Source organism: Serratia sp. Z4 (genome assembly GCF_009900725.1).
GTDB classification, from domain to species: Bacteria; Pseudomonadota; Gammaproteobacteria; order Enterobacterales; family Enterobacteriaceae; genus Serratia; species Serratia nematodiphila.
On sequence record NZ_JAAABD010000002.1, the window covers coordinates 1,080,272 to 1,097,160 of the forward strand.

General features: G+C 59.3%; 14 protein-coding genes. All 14 read right to left on the reverse strand.

All coding sequences use genetic code 11. The annotated features are described in order from the left end of the window. Positions 1-42: 42 nt before the first annotated feature. Positions 43-1,500: an NADH-quinone oxidoreductase subunit NuoN gene (gene nuoN, locus GT753_RS12950; protein WP_004936000.1), complete on the reverse strand. Its 1,458-nt coding sequence runs from the start codon at positions 1,498-1,500 to the stop codon at positions 43-45. Positions 1,501-1,506: 6 nt separating this feature from the next. Then, positions 1,507-3,036, reverse strand: coding sequence for an NADH-quinone oxidoreductase subunit M (gene nuoM, locus GT753_RS12955; RefSeq protein WP_004936002.1), 1,530 nt, complete (start codon positions 3,034-3,036; stop codon positions 1,507-1,509). Positions 3,037-3,131: 95 nt separating this feature from the next. Then, on the reverse strand, positions 3,132-4,979 hold the full coding sequence (gene nuoL / locus GT753_RS12960; protein WP_015378577.1) for an NADH-quinone oxidoreductase subunit L: 1,848 nt from the start codon (positions 4,977-4,979) through the stop codon (positions 3,132-3,134). Further along, positions 4,976-5,278, reverse strand: coding sequence for an NADH-quinone oxidoreductase subunit NuoK (nuoK, locus tag GT753_RS12965; RefSeq protein WP_004936014.1), 303 nt, complete (start codon positions 5,276-5,278; stop codon positions 4,976-4,978). The genes nuoL and nuoK overlap by 4 nt, the downstream gene beginning before the upstream one ends. Then, a complete protein-coding gene (gene nuoJ / locus GT753_RS12970; RefSeq protein WP_004936018.1) occupies positions 5,275-5,832 on the reverse strand; it encodes an NADH-quinone oxidoreductase subunit J in 558 nt (185 codons plus the stop codon). Before nuoJ ends, nuoK begins: the two co-directional genes overlap by 4 nt. A 13-nt stretch (positions 5,833-5,845) precedes the next feature. Continuing rightward, positions 5,846-6,388, reverse strand: coding sequence for an NADH-quinone oxidoreductase subunit NuoI (gene nuoI, locus GT753_RS12975; protein ID WP_004936019.1), 543 nt, complete (start codon positions 6,386-6,388; stop codon positions 5,846-5,848). A 14-nt stretch (positions 6,389-6,402) separates the two neighbouring features. Further along, positions 6,403-7,380, reverse strand: coding sequence for an NADH-quinone oxidoreductase subunit NuoH (nuoH, locus tag GT753_RS12980; RefSeq protein WP_004936022.1), 978 nt, complete (start codon positions 7,378-7,380; stop codon positions 6,403-6,405). Continuing rightward, positions 7,377-10,115, reverse strand: a complete 2,739-nt coding sequence (nuoG, locus tag GT753_RS12985) for an NADH-quinone oxidoreductase subunit NuoG (RefSeq protein ID WP_080347707.1) — start codon at positions 10,113-10,115, stop codon at positions 7,377-7,379. Before nuoG ends, nuoH begins: the two co-directional genes overlap by 4 nt. Positions 10,116-10,192: 77 nt before the next feature. After that, entirely contained in the window at positions 10,193-11,539 is a 1,347-nt protein-coding gene (nuoF, locus tag GT753_RS12990; protein ID WP_004936030.1) for an NADH-quinone oxidoreductase subunit NuoF, read from the reverse strand. Further along, positions 11,536-12,087 carry an NADH-quinone oxidoreductase subunit NuoE gene (nuoE, locus tag GT753_RS12995; RefSeq protein WP_004936034.1) on the reverse strand — a complete coding sequence of 184 codons (552 nt, stop codon included), beginning with the start codon at positions 12,085-12,087 and terminating at the stop codon, positions 11,536-11,538. The genes nuoF and nuoE overlap by 4 nt, the downstream gene beginning before the upstream one ends. Positions 12,088-12,089: 2 nt before the next feature. Then, positions 12,090-13,886, reverse strand: a complete 1,797-nt coding sequence (gene nuoC, locus GT753_RS13000; RefSeq protein ID WP_004936036.1) for an NADH-quinone oxidoreductase subunit C/D — start codon at positions 13,884-13,886, stop codon at positions 12,090-12,092. A 96-nt stretch (positions 13,887-13,982) separates the two neighbouring features. Then, complete coding sequence (locus GT753_RS13005; protein ID WP_004936039.1) at positions 13,983-14,657, reverse strand: NADH-quinone oxidoreductase subunit B family protein; 675 nt, start codon at positions 14,655-14,657, stop codon at positions 13,983-13,985. 15 nt (positions 14,658-14,672) lie between these two features. Continuing rightward, positions 14,673-15,110 carry an NADH-quinone oxidoreductase subunit NuoA gene (gene nuoA / locus GT753_RS13010; protein WP_004936040.1) on the reverse strand — a complete coding sequence of 146 codons (438 nt, stop codon included), beginning with the start codon at positions 15,108-15,110 and terminating at the stop codon, positions 14,673-14,675. A gap of 707 nt (positions 15,111-15,817) precedes the next feature. Beyond that, positions 15,818-16,762, reverse strand: coding sequence for a transcriptional regulator LrhA (lrhA, locus tag GT753_RS13015; protein WP_004936045.1), 945 nt, complete (start codon positions 16,760-16,762; stop codon positions 15,818-15,820). Positions 16,763-16,889: the final 127 nt, after the last annotated feature.

Here is a 16,889-nt window from a genome sequence, read left to right on the forward strand (position 1 = left end):
AAAAAGGCCGCCGAAGCGACCTTTTTACCGTCTGAAGCGTTATCAGAACGTCGGCTGCGCCATCTGCACCAGCGAAATCAGCGGCTGCGGATAAACCCCCAACAGCAGCACCAGCGCGGCGGAGATCAGCACCACGACGCCACCGGCGGTCAACGCCCAGTTGTTCGGGGTGTCGCGCTGCAGCGATTCCGGCGCGCTGAGGAACAGGCTGACGGTCACGCGCAGGTAGTAGTACAGACCGATGGCGCTGCCTACCACGACTGCGCCGGTCAGCCACCACAGGTGTGCGCTGACGCCCATCGCGATCACGAAGAACTTACCGATAAAGCCCAGCGTCATCGGGATACCTGCCAGCGACAGCATCATCACCGTCATCACCGCGGACAAGATTGGCTTGTGCCAGAACAGACCACGGTAAGAGAACAGCGAATCCGCATCCGGGCCGCGGTATGGGCTGGACATCAGGCTGACCACGCCGAAGGCGCCCAGGCTGCTGAACAGGTAACCGGCCAGATAAACGCCGGCGGTTTCCAGCGACAGCTGATGGGTTTGCACCGCAATCAGCGCCACCAGCAGGTAGCCCAGGTGAGCGATCGACGAGTAGCCCAGCAGACGCTTGATGTTGGTCTGGCTGATGGCCATCAGGTTACCGAACAAGATGGAGCAGAACGCGATGATCGACAACACCATGCGCAGCGCTTCGTTGTCGGCGGCCGGGGCATACAGGAACAGACGCATCACGACCGCGAAGATCGCGATCTTGCTGGCGGTCGCCAGGAAGGTCGAGACCGGCGCAGGCGCGCCCTGATACACGTCCGGCGTCCACAGTTGGAACGGCACCAGCGACAGCTTGAAGCCCAGACCGACGATCATCATGCCCATACCGGCCAGGATCAGCGGCTGGTGCATCATGTTTTCCTGCAGGCTCTTGCCAAGGCCGGCCAGCGACAGATCGCCGGACTCGGCATACAGCAGCGCCATGCCGAACAGCAGGAACGACGACGCGGCGGCGGACAGCAGCATGTACTTAATGGCGGCTTCCAGCGGGCGCTTCTGGCGATAGGCGTAGCCCACCAGGCCGAACAGCGGCAGCGAGATAAGCTCGATACCGATGAACAGCGAAGCCAGATGGTTGGCGCTCGCCAGCAGGATGCCGCCCAGAGCGGCGATCAGCACCAGCAGGTAGAACTCTTCGCGGTTATCCGGATAGCCGACCAGCCACGGATAGGCGAAGGTGCAGGTCGCCAGACTCGCCAGCAGCACCAGCCCGGTGTAGAACATCGAGTAGCCGTCAACCCGCAGCAGCGGGGTGACGTCCATTGGGCCTGCCTGGCCGACAAAGTACAGCGAAAGCAGCGCCAGGTTGAGACCGATCACGGTCAGGGTGGCGTTGATAAAGTGGTCGCGTCGCCACGCAATGCCTAGCATCACAACCACCACCGTCAATCCGACGATCAACAGCGGCAGCAGTGCGATCAGTTGTTGAGGAGTTATTGTCATGGCGAATTACGGCCTTGTTGTTGAAATTGCTGAAACTGACGAACCAAACCAGTGTTGCACGTTGCTCATCGCCGCGTTGGAAGTATCCAGAATCGGCTGCGGGTAAACCCCCAGCAGAACCAGCAACACCACCAGCAGCAGAATGATGAACAGTTCGCGCGCGGTCATGCCCTGCAGCGGCTGGTCTGACTTAGGCGCACCGTAGTAAGCGCGCTGCATCATGATCAGCGAGTAAACCGAAGCGAACACCAGACCGAAGGTGGAGATCACGGTGATCACCGGCACCACCTGGTAGCTGCCGAACAGAATCATGAATTCGCCGACGAAGTTACCGGTACCCGGCATCCCCAGCGTAGCCACGGCGAAGAACAGCGACAGCGCAGGGATGAACTTGATACGCCCCCACAGGCCGCCCATCTGACGCATGTCGCGGGTGTGCAGACGTTCATACAGCTGGCCGCAGATGATAAACATACCGGCGGCAGACAGACCGTGCGCGATCATCTGGATCACGGCGCCCTGGTAAGCCAGCTGGCTGCCGGTATAGATGGCGATCAGCACGAAGCCCATGTGCGAGACCGAGGTGTAAGCGATAAGACGCTTGATGTCGGTCTGCGCGAACGCCATCCAGGCGCCGTAGAAGATACCGACCACGCCCAGCCACATGGCGATTGGGGCGAACTCGTGTGAAGCCTCAGGGAACAGCGGCAGGCTGAAACGCAGCAGGCCGTAGGCCGCGGTTTTCAGCAAGATGCCCGCCAGGTCGACGGAACCTGCGGTCGGCGCCTGGCTGTGCGCATCCGGCAACCAGCCGTGCAGCGGCACCACCGGCATTTTCACCGCGAAGGCGATGAAGAAGCCCAGCATCAGCAGATATTGCACGTTGTGGGACATCGGCGTTTGCAGCAGGTCTTCGTAATCGAAGGTCCACACGCCGGTGGCGTTGTAGTGCACGAACACCAGGCCCAGGATCGCAATCAGCATCACCAGACCGCTGGCCTGGGTGTAGATGAAGAACTTGGTCGCCGCGGTGATGCGGGTTTTACCGTCCGACGCCTTGTGGCCCCACAGCGCGATCAGGAAGTACATCGGCACCAACATCATTTCCCAGAAGAAGAAGAACAGGAACATGTCGATGGCGAGGAACACGCCGATAACGCCGCCCAGGATCCACAGCAGGTTGAGGTGGAAGAAGCCCTGATACTTCTGGATTTCACGCCAGGAACAGAGGATCGCCAGCACGCCCAGCAGACCGGTCAACACCACCATCAGCAGCGACAGACCGTCCAGCGCCAGGTGGATGGAGATGCCGAAGCGCGGGATCCACGGCAGCAGGAATTCGCTCTGCCACTGCGGAATGCCTTTCGGCGTGGTCAATGTATAGCCGCCCTGCATCCACAGCTGCAGAGAGAGCGCCAACGTCAGCCCCATTGCGATCAGCGCTATCCAGCGCGGCACCTTAGTACCGAAGCGCTCAAGCTGCCAGCACAGCAGACCGCCGATAAAGGGGATAAGAATTAGCCAAGGTAATAGCATGGCGTTTTGTGTCCCTTATACGAATAATTTCAAACTTTGTACGTAGCGCCTGCCCGGCGCTACGCCCGAAAAATGCGTCTGTTTAAATTATTCAATTAAACCAGAATCAACAGAGCCAATACGACCACTGCACCCACACCCATAGACGCTATATACCAACGCACCTGGCCGTTCTCGCTCACCGTCAGACCGCGGTTCCCCCAGCGGGAGAAGACGGCCGGCAGGTTCATCAGCGAGTTCAGCGGATCGCGTTGCAGCAGCTTCGCAATGCCCAGATACGGCTTGACGAACACTTTGTCATACAGCCAGTCGAAGCCCCAGGCATGGAACCACCAGGTCGAGAAGAAACGCCCCGGCGCGCTGTTGGCAATGCTGTTGACCAGGCTGCGTTTGCCCAGCCACAGCGCGGCCGCCAGCAGAATGCCGACGATAGCCACCACGCCGGAGGTGATTTCCAGCGTCAGCACGCTGCCGTGCGCCAGTTCGGTCGTCTCCGGCAGCACACCCTGCAACGGCGGCACGATCATCGCGCCGACGAAGGTGGACAGCACCAGCAGAACCAGCAGCGGCAGGTGGTGAGTGATGCCTTTACCGGCATGCGCTTTGATTTTCTCTTCGCCATGGAACACGATGAAAATCATACGGAAGGTGTACAGCGAGGTCATGAACGCACCGACCAGGCCGGCAACCATCAGGTTGATGTGGCCGTTGGCCATCGCGCCCGCCAGGATCTCGTCCTTACTGAAGAAGCCGGCCGTGACCAGCGGCAACGCAGACAGCGCCGCGCCGCCCACCAGGAAGCAGACGTACACCAGCGGGATGCTCTTGCGCAGGCCGCCCATCTTGAAGATGTTTTGCTCGTGGTGGCAGGCCAGGATCACCGAACCGGACGACAGGAACAGCAGCGCCTTGAAGAACGCGTGAGTCATCAGGTGGAAGATCGCCGCGTCCCATGCCTGCACGCCCAGCGCCAGGAACATGTAACCGATCTGGCTCATGGTAGAGTAAGCGAGCACGCGCTTGATGTCGGTCTGCACCAGCGCGGCGAAGCCGGCCAGCAGCAGAGTGACCGCACCGACGATGCCCACCAGATGCAGCACTTCCGGCGCCATCAGGAACAGGCCGTGCGTGCGGGCGATCAGGTAGACGCCTGCGGTCACCATGGTCGCCGCGTGGATCAGTGCGGAAACCGGGGTTGGGCCCGCCATCGCGTCCGCCAGCCAGGTTTGCAACGGCAGCTGCGCCGATTTACCGACCGCGCCGCCCAGCAACATCAGCGTCGCCCAGGTGATGGCCGTATCGCCCACCGCCAGTTTCTGCGGCGCCAGGATCATCAGCTCACGGATGTTCAGCGTGCCCAGCTCGTTGTAGAGGATGAACAGCGCGAACGCCAGGAACACGTCGCCCACGCGGGTGACGATAAAGGCTTTCATCGCCGCCGCGCCGTTGGCCGGATCTTTGTAGTAGAAGCCGATCAACAGGTAGCTGCACAGGCCCACGCCTTCCCAACCCAGATACATCAGCAGCAGGTTGTCCGCCAGCACCAGGACCACCATGCTGGCGATAAACAGGTTGGTGTAGGCGAAGAAGCGCGAATAGCCCTCTTCACCGCGCATGTACCAGGAAGCGAACATGTGGATGAAGAAGCCGACGCCGGTGACCACCGACAGCATGGTCAGCGACAGGCCGTCCAGCACCAGAGTCACGCCGATATTGAAGTTGCCGACGGCCATCCAGGTCCACAGGCTTTGCTCGAACAGCTGCACGCCGGCGGCTTTCTGGGCGAAGAAATCCATCGCCACATACACCGTGACCAGCGCAGCCAGGCCGATAGAGCCCACGCCGACGGTTGCCGCCGTGTTCTCAGACCAGCGACCGCGGGAAAATGCCAACAGCAGGAACCCGATCAGCGGTAGCAGAATTGTTAAATATAATAGGTTCATCCGCGCATCTCACTGACAGTATCAATATTCAGGGTATGACGACGACGGTAGAGCTGCAGCAGCAGCGCCAGGCCGATACTGGCCTCGGCTGCCGCCAGGCTGATCGCCAGGATGTACATCACCTGCCCGTCCGCCTGGCCCCAGTAGCTTCCCGCCACGATAAACGCCAACGCCGCAGCGTTGATCATCACTTCCAGGCTGATCAGCATAAACAGCAGGTTGCGGCGCACCAGCAGCCCGGTCAACCCGAGCACAAACAGGATAGCCGCCAGGATCAGGCCGTGTTGAAGAGGGATCATGCTTGCTCCTCCGATTTTCTTCTCGCCATTTCGCCACCCACCGGCGCGTTGCTCAGCACCTCGCCAGGCTTGTGCTCGCGGCCGATATGGAAGGCGACAACCAGCCCCGCCAACAGCAGCATTGAAGCCAGCTCAACCGCCAGTACGTAAGGCCCGAACAGGCTGATGCCCACCGCCTTCGCGTCGACCATCTCACCGCTGATGCCCTGATCGGATACGCTGCGGATCGCAACGATCAATACCACCAGCAGCGCCAGTGACAGCAGGCCAGGCCCGATCCACACCGTCGGTTTCATCCAGTCGCGCTCTTGCTGCTGCACGTTGCCGAGGTTCAGCATCATCACAACGAACACGAACAGCACCATGATGGCGCCCGCATAAACGATGATTTCCAATGCGGCGGCAAAATAGGCGCCGAGAGAGAAGAAGACTGCCGAGATCGCCAATAACGAGACGATCAGATACAGCAGCGCATGCACAGGGTTGGTATGGGTGATCACGCGAATCGTCGCGGCCACCGCAATCAAACCTGCCAGATAAAATGCAATTTCCATGCTTGCTGGCTCCTTAGGGCAACAGACCTTTGACGTCGATCGGTTTGGCTTCGTTTTCGGCTTCGCCTTTGGCTTTGCCGTCAATCGCCATACCGGCCATCCGGTAGAAGTTATATTCCGGATATTTACCCGGCCCCGAGATCAACAGATCTTCTTTTTCGTACACCAGATCCTGACGCTTGTACTCGCCCAGTTCGAAATCCGGCGTCAGCTGGATAGCGGTAGTCGGGCAAGCCTCTTCGCACAGGCCGCAGAAGATGCAGCGCGAGAAGTTGATGCGGAAGAACTCCGGATACCAACGGCCATCTTTCTGTTCTGCCTTTTGCAGCGAGATACAGCCGACCGGGCAGGCAACCGCACACAGGTTACAGGCGACGCAGCGCTCTTCGCCGTCCGGATCGCGCGTCAGCACGATGCGGCCGCGGTAGCGTGGCGGCAGGTACACCGGTTCTTCCGGATACATCTGGGTTTCGCGCTTGGCGAAGGCATGCATGCCAATCATCCAAATGCTGCGCATCTGGGTGCCGAAACCAACCACTAACTCTTTCAATGTCATGGTTTATTCACCCCTTATTGAGCGTTGTACAAAATGACCGCGGCGGTTGCCAGCAGGTTCAGCAGCGTCAGCGGCAGGCACACTTTCCAGCCGAAGGACATCACCTGGTCATAACGCGGACGCGGCAGCGCGGCGCGGATCAGGATGAACATCATCATGAAGAAGGCCGTTTTCAACGCGAACCAGATGAATGGCGGCAGGAACGGACCCTGCCAGCCGCCGAAGAACAACGTCACAATCAGGGCGGACACGGTGACGATACCGATGTATTCCCCCACGAAGAACAGACCGAACTTCATGCCGGAATATTCGATGTGGTAACCGTCGGCCAGTTCCTGCTCGGCTTCCGGCTGGTCAAACGGGTGACGGTGACACACCGCCACACCGGCGATCGCGAAGGTCACGAAGCCGAAGAACTGCGGAATGACGTTCCAGACGTGCGCCTGAGATTCAACGATGGCCTGCATGTTGAACGAATCCGCCTGCATCACCACGCCCATCAGCGACAGGCCGATGAACACTTCGTAGCTCAGGGTTTGCGCGGAGGCGCGCATCGCGCCCAACAGCGAGTATTTGTTGTTGCTCGACCAGCCGGCGAACAGCACGGCGTACACCGCCAGGCCGGCCATCATCAGGAAGAACAGAATACCGATGTTGAGATCGGACACCGCCCAGGTCGGGCTGACCGGCACGATGGCAAATGCCAGCAACAGGGAAGTAAAGGCGATCATCGGCGCCAGGGTGAAGATCACCCGGTCGGAGAATCTCGGCACCCAGTCTTCCTTGAAGAACATTTTGATCATGTCGGCGACCAGCTGCAGCGAGCCGCCCCAGCCTACGCGGTTCGGTCCGTAACGGTTCTGGAACAGGCCGAGCAGGCGGCGTTCGCCGAAGCTCATGAACGCCCCGCACGCCACGACCACCAACAGGATCACGACCGCTTTAAGAATGGCGATCAAGATGTCGATCACCTCAGGGGTAAACCAGCTCATCGTGCCGCCTCCCGCAGATTGTCTACCTTAGCACCCACCAAGATCGGCGGGATCCCTGGCAAGCCGAGCGGCAAACCAACCTGGCCCTGGGTCAGGGTTTCACTCAGACGCACCGGCAGACGCAGAGTCTGGCCCGCGCAGCTGAACTCCACCAGGCTGCCCGCATTAACGCCAAGCGTCGCCGCATCGGCCGGGTTGACCATCACGTAGGCTTCCGGCATACGCTGCTGGATCACGTGAGAGCGCTGCGACATTTCATCGCTGCCGAACAGGTGGTAGTAAGGCGCGACACGCCAGCCGTCGACCGGATTGAACGCGGCAGGCACGCGGTCGAAGTAACCGAGGCTGCCCTCCCCCGCTTCGATCAGGCGCACGCCCGGATCGCCGTGGCGCAGTTTGCCGCCCACTTCGGCCTGGAACTTGTTCCATGCCTGCGGTGAGTTCCAGCCTGGCGCCCAGGCGAACGGGATCTGCTGACGATCGGCCAGCGGGCTGTTGTTCCCTTCCATCGAGAAGGCGAACATGGTGTCTTTATCCTGCGGCTGACGCGGCTCGTGCACGCTGATGTTGGCGCGCATGGCGGTACGGCCGCTGGAACGGTGCGGCGAACGCGCCAGCTTCTGACCGCGAATGCGGAACGTCGCGTCCGGCGCGGCGTCGACGATGCCCTGCAGCTGCGGCAACGCGGCGACGCAAGCGGCGATCACGTCATCGAGCTGGGTCCAGTCCACGTGGCGGCTGGTGTAGGTGGAGTGCAGCGAGTGCATCCAGCGCCAGCTTTCCAGCATCACGGTGAACTGATTCTTCTTGGCGTCGTCGTAGTAAGCCGGATCGTATACCTGGAAGAAGCGCTGCGCGCGGCCTTCCTGATTGATCAGCGTACCGTCGCTCTCGGCAAAGCTGGCCGAGGAGAGGATCAGATTGGCTTTGTCCATGATCGCGGTGCGCTGGTGGTCGGCGACGATCAGGTTATTGACCTTGGCCAACGCCGCGTCCACCTGCGCCGCCGGCGCATGGCGATAGAGATCATTTTCCATCACGATGGCGGTGTCGGCTGCGCCGCTCGCCAGCTGTTCCAGCGCCTGATCGAGCGAACCGCCGCCGATCATCGCCAGGCCCATGCTGTTGGCTGCGCCCGCCACGAAGGTGATGCCGACATCGGCACCGCGGCCCTTCAACGCTTTGGCGATGTTGGCCGCCGCTTCGATGATGGCTTCGCTGCCGGCGTTGCTGCCGGTCACGATCAGCGGTTTGCGTGCGCCGGTCAGCGCCTGCACGATGATGTCGACTTTCTTGTTCAGGCCTTCAGCCAGATCGTTCACCGCCGGTGCCGCGCTATCCAGCGCGTGCGCGATGGCGAAACCGAAGCGCGCCTGCTCGTCTACCGGCGCGCGGTAGTTCCAGGCGGCGATGTCATCCAGACGAGTGTTGTCGACGTTGGTGGTGAACAGCGGGTACTTGGCGTGCTGACCGATGTTCTGCACCGCCGCGATCTGCCAGTCGGCCACGCGTTGCGCCGCCGCCATCGCGCGGGCTTTGCCCTTGACGGCCTGTCGCACGGACAGCGCGATGCGCGCACCGGTTTGCGTCAGGTCTTCGCCCAGCACCAGCACCGCGTCGTAATCTTCGATCTCACGCAACGCCGGCGTATGAACGCCGCCGTTCTTCAGCACGTTCAGCATCAGCGCCAGACGTGATTGCTCCGCCTGAGCGATACCGGTGTAGTAGTTCTCGGCGCCGACCAACTCGCGCAGTGCGAAGTTGCTTTCCAGGCTGGCGCGCGGGGAGCCGATGCCGATGGTTTTCTTCGCCTGACGCAGGATGTCCGCCGCGCCCTGCATCGCCTGCTCGGCGTTCAGGGTGATCCAGTCGTCGCCGCGCAGCTGCTGCGGTTGACGCGGACGATCTTTCTGGTTGACGTAGCCGTAACCGAAACGGCCGCGGTCGCACAGGAAGTAGTGGTTCACGCTGCCGTTGTAACGGTTTTCGATACGGCGCAGCTCGCCATAGCGCTCGCCCGGGCTGGTGTTACAGCCGATGCTGCACTGCTGGCAAATGCTCGGTGCGAACTGCATGTCCCATTTACGGTTGTAGCGTTCGGAGTGCGTTTTGTCGGTGAAAACGCCGGTCGGGCACACTTCCACCAGGTTGCCGGAGAACTCGCTTTCCAGCGTGCCGCTTTCCGGGCGACCGAAGTAGACGTTGTCGTGCGCGCCGTACACGCCGAAGTCGGTGCCGTCCGCATAGTCTTTGTAGTAACGCACGCAGCGGTAGCAGGCGATGCAGCGGTTCATCTCGTGCGAGATAAACGGCCCCAGCTCCTGGTTGTTGTGGGTGCGTTTGGTGAAGCGGTAGCGACGGAAGCTGTGGCCGGTCATTACCGTCATATCCTGCAGGTGACAGTTACCGCCTTCCTCACAGACCGGGCAATCGTGCGGGTGGTTGGTCATCAACCACTCGACCACGCTTTCACGGAACTGCTTCGCTTCGCCGTCATCGATGGAGATGAAGGTGCCATCGGATGCCGGGGTCATACAGGACATCACCAAACGGCCGCGCGTATCTTCCGCGTTTTGGTATTGCTTTACCGCACATTGGCGGCAAGCGCCGACGCTTCCCAGCGCCGGATGCCAGCAAAAGTAAGGAATATCAAGGCCGAGGGAGAGACAAGCCTGCAGCAGGTTGTCCGCCCCGTCTACCTCATACTCTTTGCCGTCTACATGAATCGTAGCCATAGTCAGCATGCTTCCAAGTGGCCTGCCTTGCGGCAGGCGTTAATCAAAAATTCTGGCCGTGTTCGGGCGAGTTCGGCTTACCAGCGCTGCTTCAGCAGATTGTTCGGCTGAATGCCGCCAATCGCATGCGCGTTGCCGAAGTGCTGCACGGCGATACCCGCCTCGAACTCTTCACGGAAATATTTAATCGCGCTTTGCAGTGGCTCTACGGCACCTGGCGCGTGGGCGCAGAAGGTTTTGCCCGGGCCGAGGGAACGGCACAGCTGTTCGAGGGTTTCAATATCCCCCGGCTGCCCTTCGCCGTTTTCCAACGCGCGCAGGATCTTCACGCTCCACGGCAGACCATCGCGGCAAGGCGTACACCAGCCGCAGGACTCGCGGGCGAAGAACTCTTCCAGGTTGCGCACCAGCGGCACCATGCCGATCTCGTGGTCTACCGCCATCGCCAACGCGGTACCGAGACGGCTGCCGGCTTTGCCGATCGCGCCGTATTCCATCGGCAGATCGAGATGATCGGCGGTCAGGAAGTCGGTGCCCGCACCGCCCGGCTGCCAGGCTTTGAAACGCAGACCGTCGCGCATGCCGCCGGCGTAGTCTTCCAGGATCTCGCGCGCGGTGGTGCCAAACGGCAGCTCCCAGACGCCCGGATTTTTCACCCGGCCGGAGAAGCCCATCAGCTTGGTGCCTTTGTCTTCACTGCCGGAGATGCCGGTGTACCACTCCACGCCGTTCGCCAAAATGGCCGGCACGTTGCACAGCGTTTCGACGTTGTTGACGCAGGTCGGCTTGCCCCACACGCCGGCGCTGGCCGGGAATGGCGGCTTGGAGCGCGGGTTGGCGCGGCGGCCTTCCAGCGAGTTGATCAGCGCGGTTTCTTCGCCGCAGATGTAACGGCCGGCGCCGGTGTGCACGATCAGCTCGAAATCAAATCCGGTGCCGAGAATGTTCTTGCCCAGATAGCCGGCTTCGGTGGCTTCCGCGATGGCGCGACGCAGGTGCGCCGCCGCTTCGATGTACTCACCGCGCAGGAAGATGTACCCGCGGTAGGCTTTCAGCGCGAACGCGGAGATCAGCATGCCTTCCACCAGCAGGTGCGGCAGCTGCTCCATCAGCAGGCGGTCTTTATAGGTGCCCGGCTCCATCTCATCGGCGTTACACAGCAGGTAACGGATGTTCATGGATTCGTCCTTCGGCATCAGGCTCCACTTCAAACCGGTGGAGAAGCCCGCGCCGCCGCGGCCCTTCAGCCCGGAATCTTTCACCAGGCTGACGATCTCGTCGGGCGCCAGGCCCTTCAGGGCCTTTTCCGCACCGGCATAGCCGTTTTTGCTGCGGTATTCGTCCAGCCACAGCGGCTGCTTGTCATCGCGCAGACGCCAGGTCAGCGGATGCGTTTCGGGAGTGCGTACAATGTGCTTGGTCATTGATACTGCTCCAGTAGCGTCTCGATATCTTCAGGCTTCAGCTGACTGTGAGTGTCCTCATCAATCATCATGGTCGGCCCTTTATCGCAGTTGCCCAGACAGCAGGTCGGCAACAGCGTGAAGCGGCCATCAAAGGTGGTTTGACCCGGTTTGATGTTCAGCTTCTTCTCGATAGCGGCCTGAATGCCCTGGTAACCGGTGATGTGACAAACAACGCTGTCACAATAACGGATCACGTGACGTCCTACTGGCTGACGGAAAATCTGGCTGTAGAACGTGGCCACGCCTTCTACGTCGCTGGCGGGGATGCCCAGCACTTCCGCGATGGCGTAAATCGCACCGTCCGGAACCCAGCCGCGCTGCTTCTGCACAATTTTCAGTGCCTCGATGGAAGCGGCGCGCGGATCCTCGTAATGGTGCTTTTCGTGCTCGATCGCATCACGTTCTTCCGCGCTCAGTACAAATGCATCAACGCCGCTCTGAGGAGCGGCTGCGTTGATGGGCTCGAGCGCATCATTGACTGCGTGATTGTCTTTTTGATCATGCATAGTTAGCGGTCCACATCTGACATTACAAAATCGATACTACCCAGATAGACGATCAGGTCGGAAACCAGGCTGCCACGGATGACCGATGGGATCTGCTGCAGGTGCGCAAAGCTCGGCGTACGTACCCGGGTGCGGTAGCTCATGGTGCTGCCGTCGCTGGTCAGGTAGTAGCTGTTGATCCCTTTGGTGGCTTCAATCATCTGGAATGATTCGTTGGCTGGCATCACCGGGCCCCAGGAAACCTGCAGGAAGTGGGTGATCAGCGTTTCAATGTGCTGCAGCGTGCGCTCTTTCGGCGGCGGCGTAGTCAGCGGGTGATCGGCCTTGAACGGGCCTTCCGGCATGTTGTTCAGGCACTGTTCGAGGATGCGCAGGCTCTGGCGCAGCTCTTCCACCTTTAGCATCACGCGGGTGTAGCAGTCGCTGGTGCCGTCGCCGACCGGCACTTCGAAGTCGAAGTTCTCGTAGCCGGAGTACGGGCGCCATTTACGCACGTCGAACTCAACGCCGGTCGCGCGCAGGCCGGCGCCGGTCACGCCCCACTCCAGCGCTTCTTTGGCGTTATAAGACGCGACGCCGATGGAGCGGCCTTTCAGGATGCTGTTCTTCAGCGCCGCTTTCACGTAGGAATCCAGACGCTTCGGCATCCAGTCGAGGAATTCACGCAGCAGGCGATCCCAACCGCGCGGCAGATCGTGCGCGACGCCGCCGATGCGGAACCAGGCCGGGTGCATACGGAAGCCGGTGATCGCTTCCACCAGATCGTAGATCTTCTGACGGTCGGTAAAGGCGAAGAACACCGGGGTCATCGCGCCGACGTCCTGAATGAAGGTGGAGATGTACAGCAGGTGGCTGTTGATGCGGAACAGCTCGGACAGCATCACGCGGATGGTGTCGACGCGCTCAGGCACCTTGATGCCGGCCAGCTTTTCAACCGCCAACACGTAAGGCATTTCGTTCACGCAGCCGCCGAGGTACTCGATGCGGTCGGTGTACGGAATGTAGCTGTGCCAGGATTGACGCTCGCCCATCTTCTCGGCGCCGCGGTGGTGATAGCCGATATCCGGCACGCAGTCGACGATCTCTTCGCCGTCCAGCTGCAGAATGATGCGGAACGCACCGTGCGCGGACGGGTGGTTCGGGCCGAGGTTGAGGAACATGAAGTCTTCGTTCTCGGTGCCGCGCTTCATGCCCCAGTCTTCCGGCTTGAAGGTCAGCGCTTCCATCTCCAGATCTTCTTTCTGCTTGGTCAGCACGAAAGGATCGAATTCGGTGGCGCGCGCCGGGTAGTCCTTACGCAGCGGGTGCCCTTCCCAGGTCTGCGGCATCATGATGCGCGACAGGTGCGGGTGGCCGTCGAAGGTGATGCCGAACATTTCCCAGGTTTCGCGCTCGTACCAGTTGGCGTTCGGGAACACCTTGGTCGCCGTCGGCACGTGCAGGTCTTTTTCAGACAGCGCCACCTTCAGCATGATGTCGCGGTTGCGTTCGATGGAAATCAGATGGTAGAAAACGGAGAAATCCGCAGCGGGCAGGCCGTCGCGGTGGGTGCGAAGACGTTCGTCCACGCCATGCAGATCGAACAGCATGACATACGGCTTCGGCTGTTTTCTCAGGAACGTCATTACTTCCAGTAACTGGTCAGGTTTAACCCATACCACGGGCATGCCGGTGCGGGTGGCCTGAACAGTAAAGGCTTCCGGCCCAAAACGGTTGCGCAGTTCGCCGATCACCGGGTCGTCAAGGTGATCTCGGGTCTGCCAGGCAGGCAAGGCGTCGTGCGTCGTCAAATCTGTCATAATTTTTTTTCACCACACTAAAGGGTTATTCGCCGCAAGTTTCACTTTTCGCTGTGTTAACCAATAGCGCACTAAGATGGACGTTAAATGAACGTCTTAAATCTCGTCAGGCGTCCGGAGGTTGGTCACCGCGATGCGCTCGCCGTGTTTACGCTCTCTTTCAGACTGCATATTGGCGCGGTAAACGCCCTGATCGCCGACAACCCACGACAGCGGGCGACGTTCTTTGCCGATAGATTCCTGCAGCAGCATCAGCGCTTGCATGTAAGCTTCCGGACGCGGTGGGCAGCCAGGAATGTACACGTCGACCGGCAGGAACTTGTCCACGCCCTGCACCACGGAATAGATGTCGTACATGCCGCCGGAGTTGGCGCAGGCGCCCATCGAGATCACCCACTTGGGCTCCAGCATCTGCTCGTACAGGCGTTGGATGACCGGGGCCATCTTGGTGAAGCAGGTGCCGGCCACCACCATCAGGTCAGCCTGACGCGGGGAGGCGCGCAACACTTCCGCACCGAAACGCGCCACATCGTGAACGGCGGTAAACGACGTCACCATCTCCACGTAACAGCACGAAAGGCCGAAGTTATACGGCCAAATAGAGTTTTTACGCCCCCAGTTCACCATGTCATGCAGCGCATGTTCGAGTTTACCCATGTAAACCGTGCGGTGGACCTGTTGTTCCAGGGGATCGGCGACGATCTCCTGTTTTTGCAGGGGATAACGGTCGTTCTCACCGTTCGGGTCTATGCGGGTGAGCGTATAGTCCATCTTAATGCCTCGCTGTTACTGCGGATGACTGTTGGTGTTAGTGATCGTGCTTGGTTTGCTGCGGCGTTGGGAACGCGCCGGAGTCCAATCCAACGCGCCGATGCGCACCAGATAAACCAGACCGGCCAATAGCACCAAAATGAAAATGGCGGCTTCGATAAAGCCCACCCAGCCGCTCTCGCGAATCGAGACCGACCAGGCATACAGGTATAAGGCTTCAACGTCGAAAATAACGAAGAACATGGCCACCAGGTAGAACTTGGCGGACAAGCGCATGCGCGCCGTGCCGACGGAGTCGATACCTGATTCAAACGGGGTGTGTTTGGCGCGCGCCCGGGCTCTCCCGCCCAAGAAGAACGCACCCAGCAGCATTAAGCCGCAAAGCCCGATAGCCACGACGAGAAATACGGCGAGCGCCCAGTGATGAGCGATAACTTCAGTGGTTGTTGACATACTCTATGCTTACTCATCAAAAGTGGCGTCGATCGCACTGCTCTTGTCACCGGCAGTTAGTGCGCCACATCGATTTAAGGGAAGGATAAATAACCACACAAACAAACTGCTTTTACAGCGAGTTAGGCAGCGTTTTTCTGTGGGCTTTTTACTCCTTTCTATAACCTTTTGTCAACTTTGACAAAAGTATCTACACACTAGTTTACATACGTATCATTTGATTAACATTTGATGCGCCAGGGACAGGCTAAATCGTGTCAGTTAATTTTTGTGTAGAAACAGATAGATATAAACCAACATGCACATTTCAGTTTTACTATACCATTGTCTCAGGAATTCCCTGTTCTTCCACTCACTACCTAGGGGTATTTTTTTGATCCAGGACACGTTTTCAGCATAAATCCTCAAAAAAAGTGTGGCCCTTTAACAATTTTCCTCAAATTAAGCCGCAAAAACGGCCGCCATAAGCTAACAAAATAACCCTAACATTACCATGCCTTTAACTCATTCAATCTTATTGTTCAAAAAATAAACCCAGCATCTTAAACCCGGTCAAATTCTCTTTTCAGCAACGCTTAAAAGTTAATAAAACAGCCAACTCATAACAAAATCGTCATTAAATCCCTATAACAGTAAAAATCGCCAAAAACGGCCAAAAAAAACCTCCGCCGAAGCAGAGGTTTTTCATCAGATATCACGCCGCGGCGTTATTCTTCTTCGTCCACCAGGCTGGCATCATCCTGATCGCCCTGGAGACCGGCTTCCGCGCCGTTGAAGCCATAGCCGTCATTGCCGCCCTGCATCGCGCTGAAGATGGCCATTGCCAGTTCGTTGCTGCACTGCGCGTTTTTGCACAGCGCATACTGGGTATCCGGCAGCGGCGGCAAACCTTCCACCGCGCCCAGCACCCGCAGATCGGGGCTCATCATCTCGATCGGCCGCGCGGTCACACCCAGACCGGCCTTACAGGCCGCCCGCACCGCAGACAGCGTGGAGGCGACGTAGGCGATACGCCACGGGATACCGGCTTCGTCCAACTGTTTGATCGCCAGCGCGCGGAACGGGCTTGGTTCATCCATCACCACCAGCGGGATAGGTTCGCCGGCCTGATAGTGGTAATCGGCAGCGCAGTACCACAGCGTCGGCGACGTGCGCAGCACGATGTGCGGGTGCCCGGCCGGATCGGCCGTGGTCACCGCCAGATCGATCTCACCCTCTTCCAGCAGATCGACCATCGTCGTGCTGCGCTTTACGCGCACGTCAATGGCCAGCTTCGGATAGATGGCGGTCACGCGGTTCAACAGGAAAGGCAGAATGGTATCGGCGGTGTCGTCGGAAGCGCCGATGGTCAGAACACCTTTAATATTGTTGTACATCAGCGAGGTACAGGCTTCGTCGTTAAAGCGCAGGATCTTCCTGGCATAACCGAGAAGCTGAATACCATGCTCAGTCAGGAGTTTGTTGCGCCCATGGCGGGCAAACAGTTCTTTGCCGACCAGTTGCTCTAATCGCTGCATTTGTTGGCTGACGGCTGATTGCGTACGGCAAACGGCAACAGCCGCCGCCGCGAAGGTATTCAAATCAGCAACCGCAACAAAGGTTCTTAGCAGATCGAGGTCGAGATTAAGTATCGGACGATTTGCAGTTGTCATAGTGTATTCTTCACTTTTTTAAATTCTAATTTACGAACTACTACCCTGGTGTGTTTCTCAGACGCCGTTGAAAAGGACGGAGCCTGTTATGACAGTACCCCACTCATAAGTGGAGGGCAAAAAAATT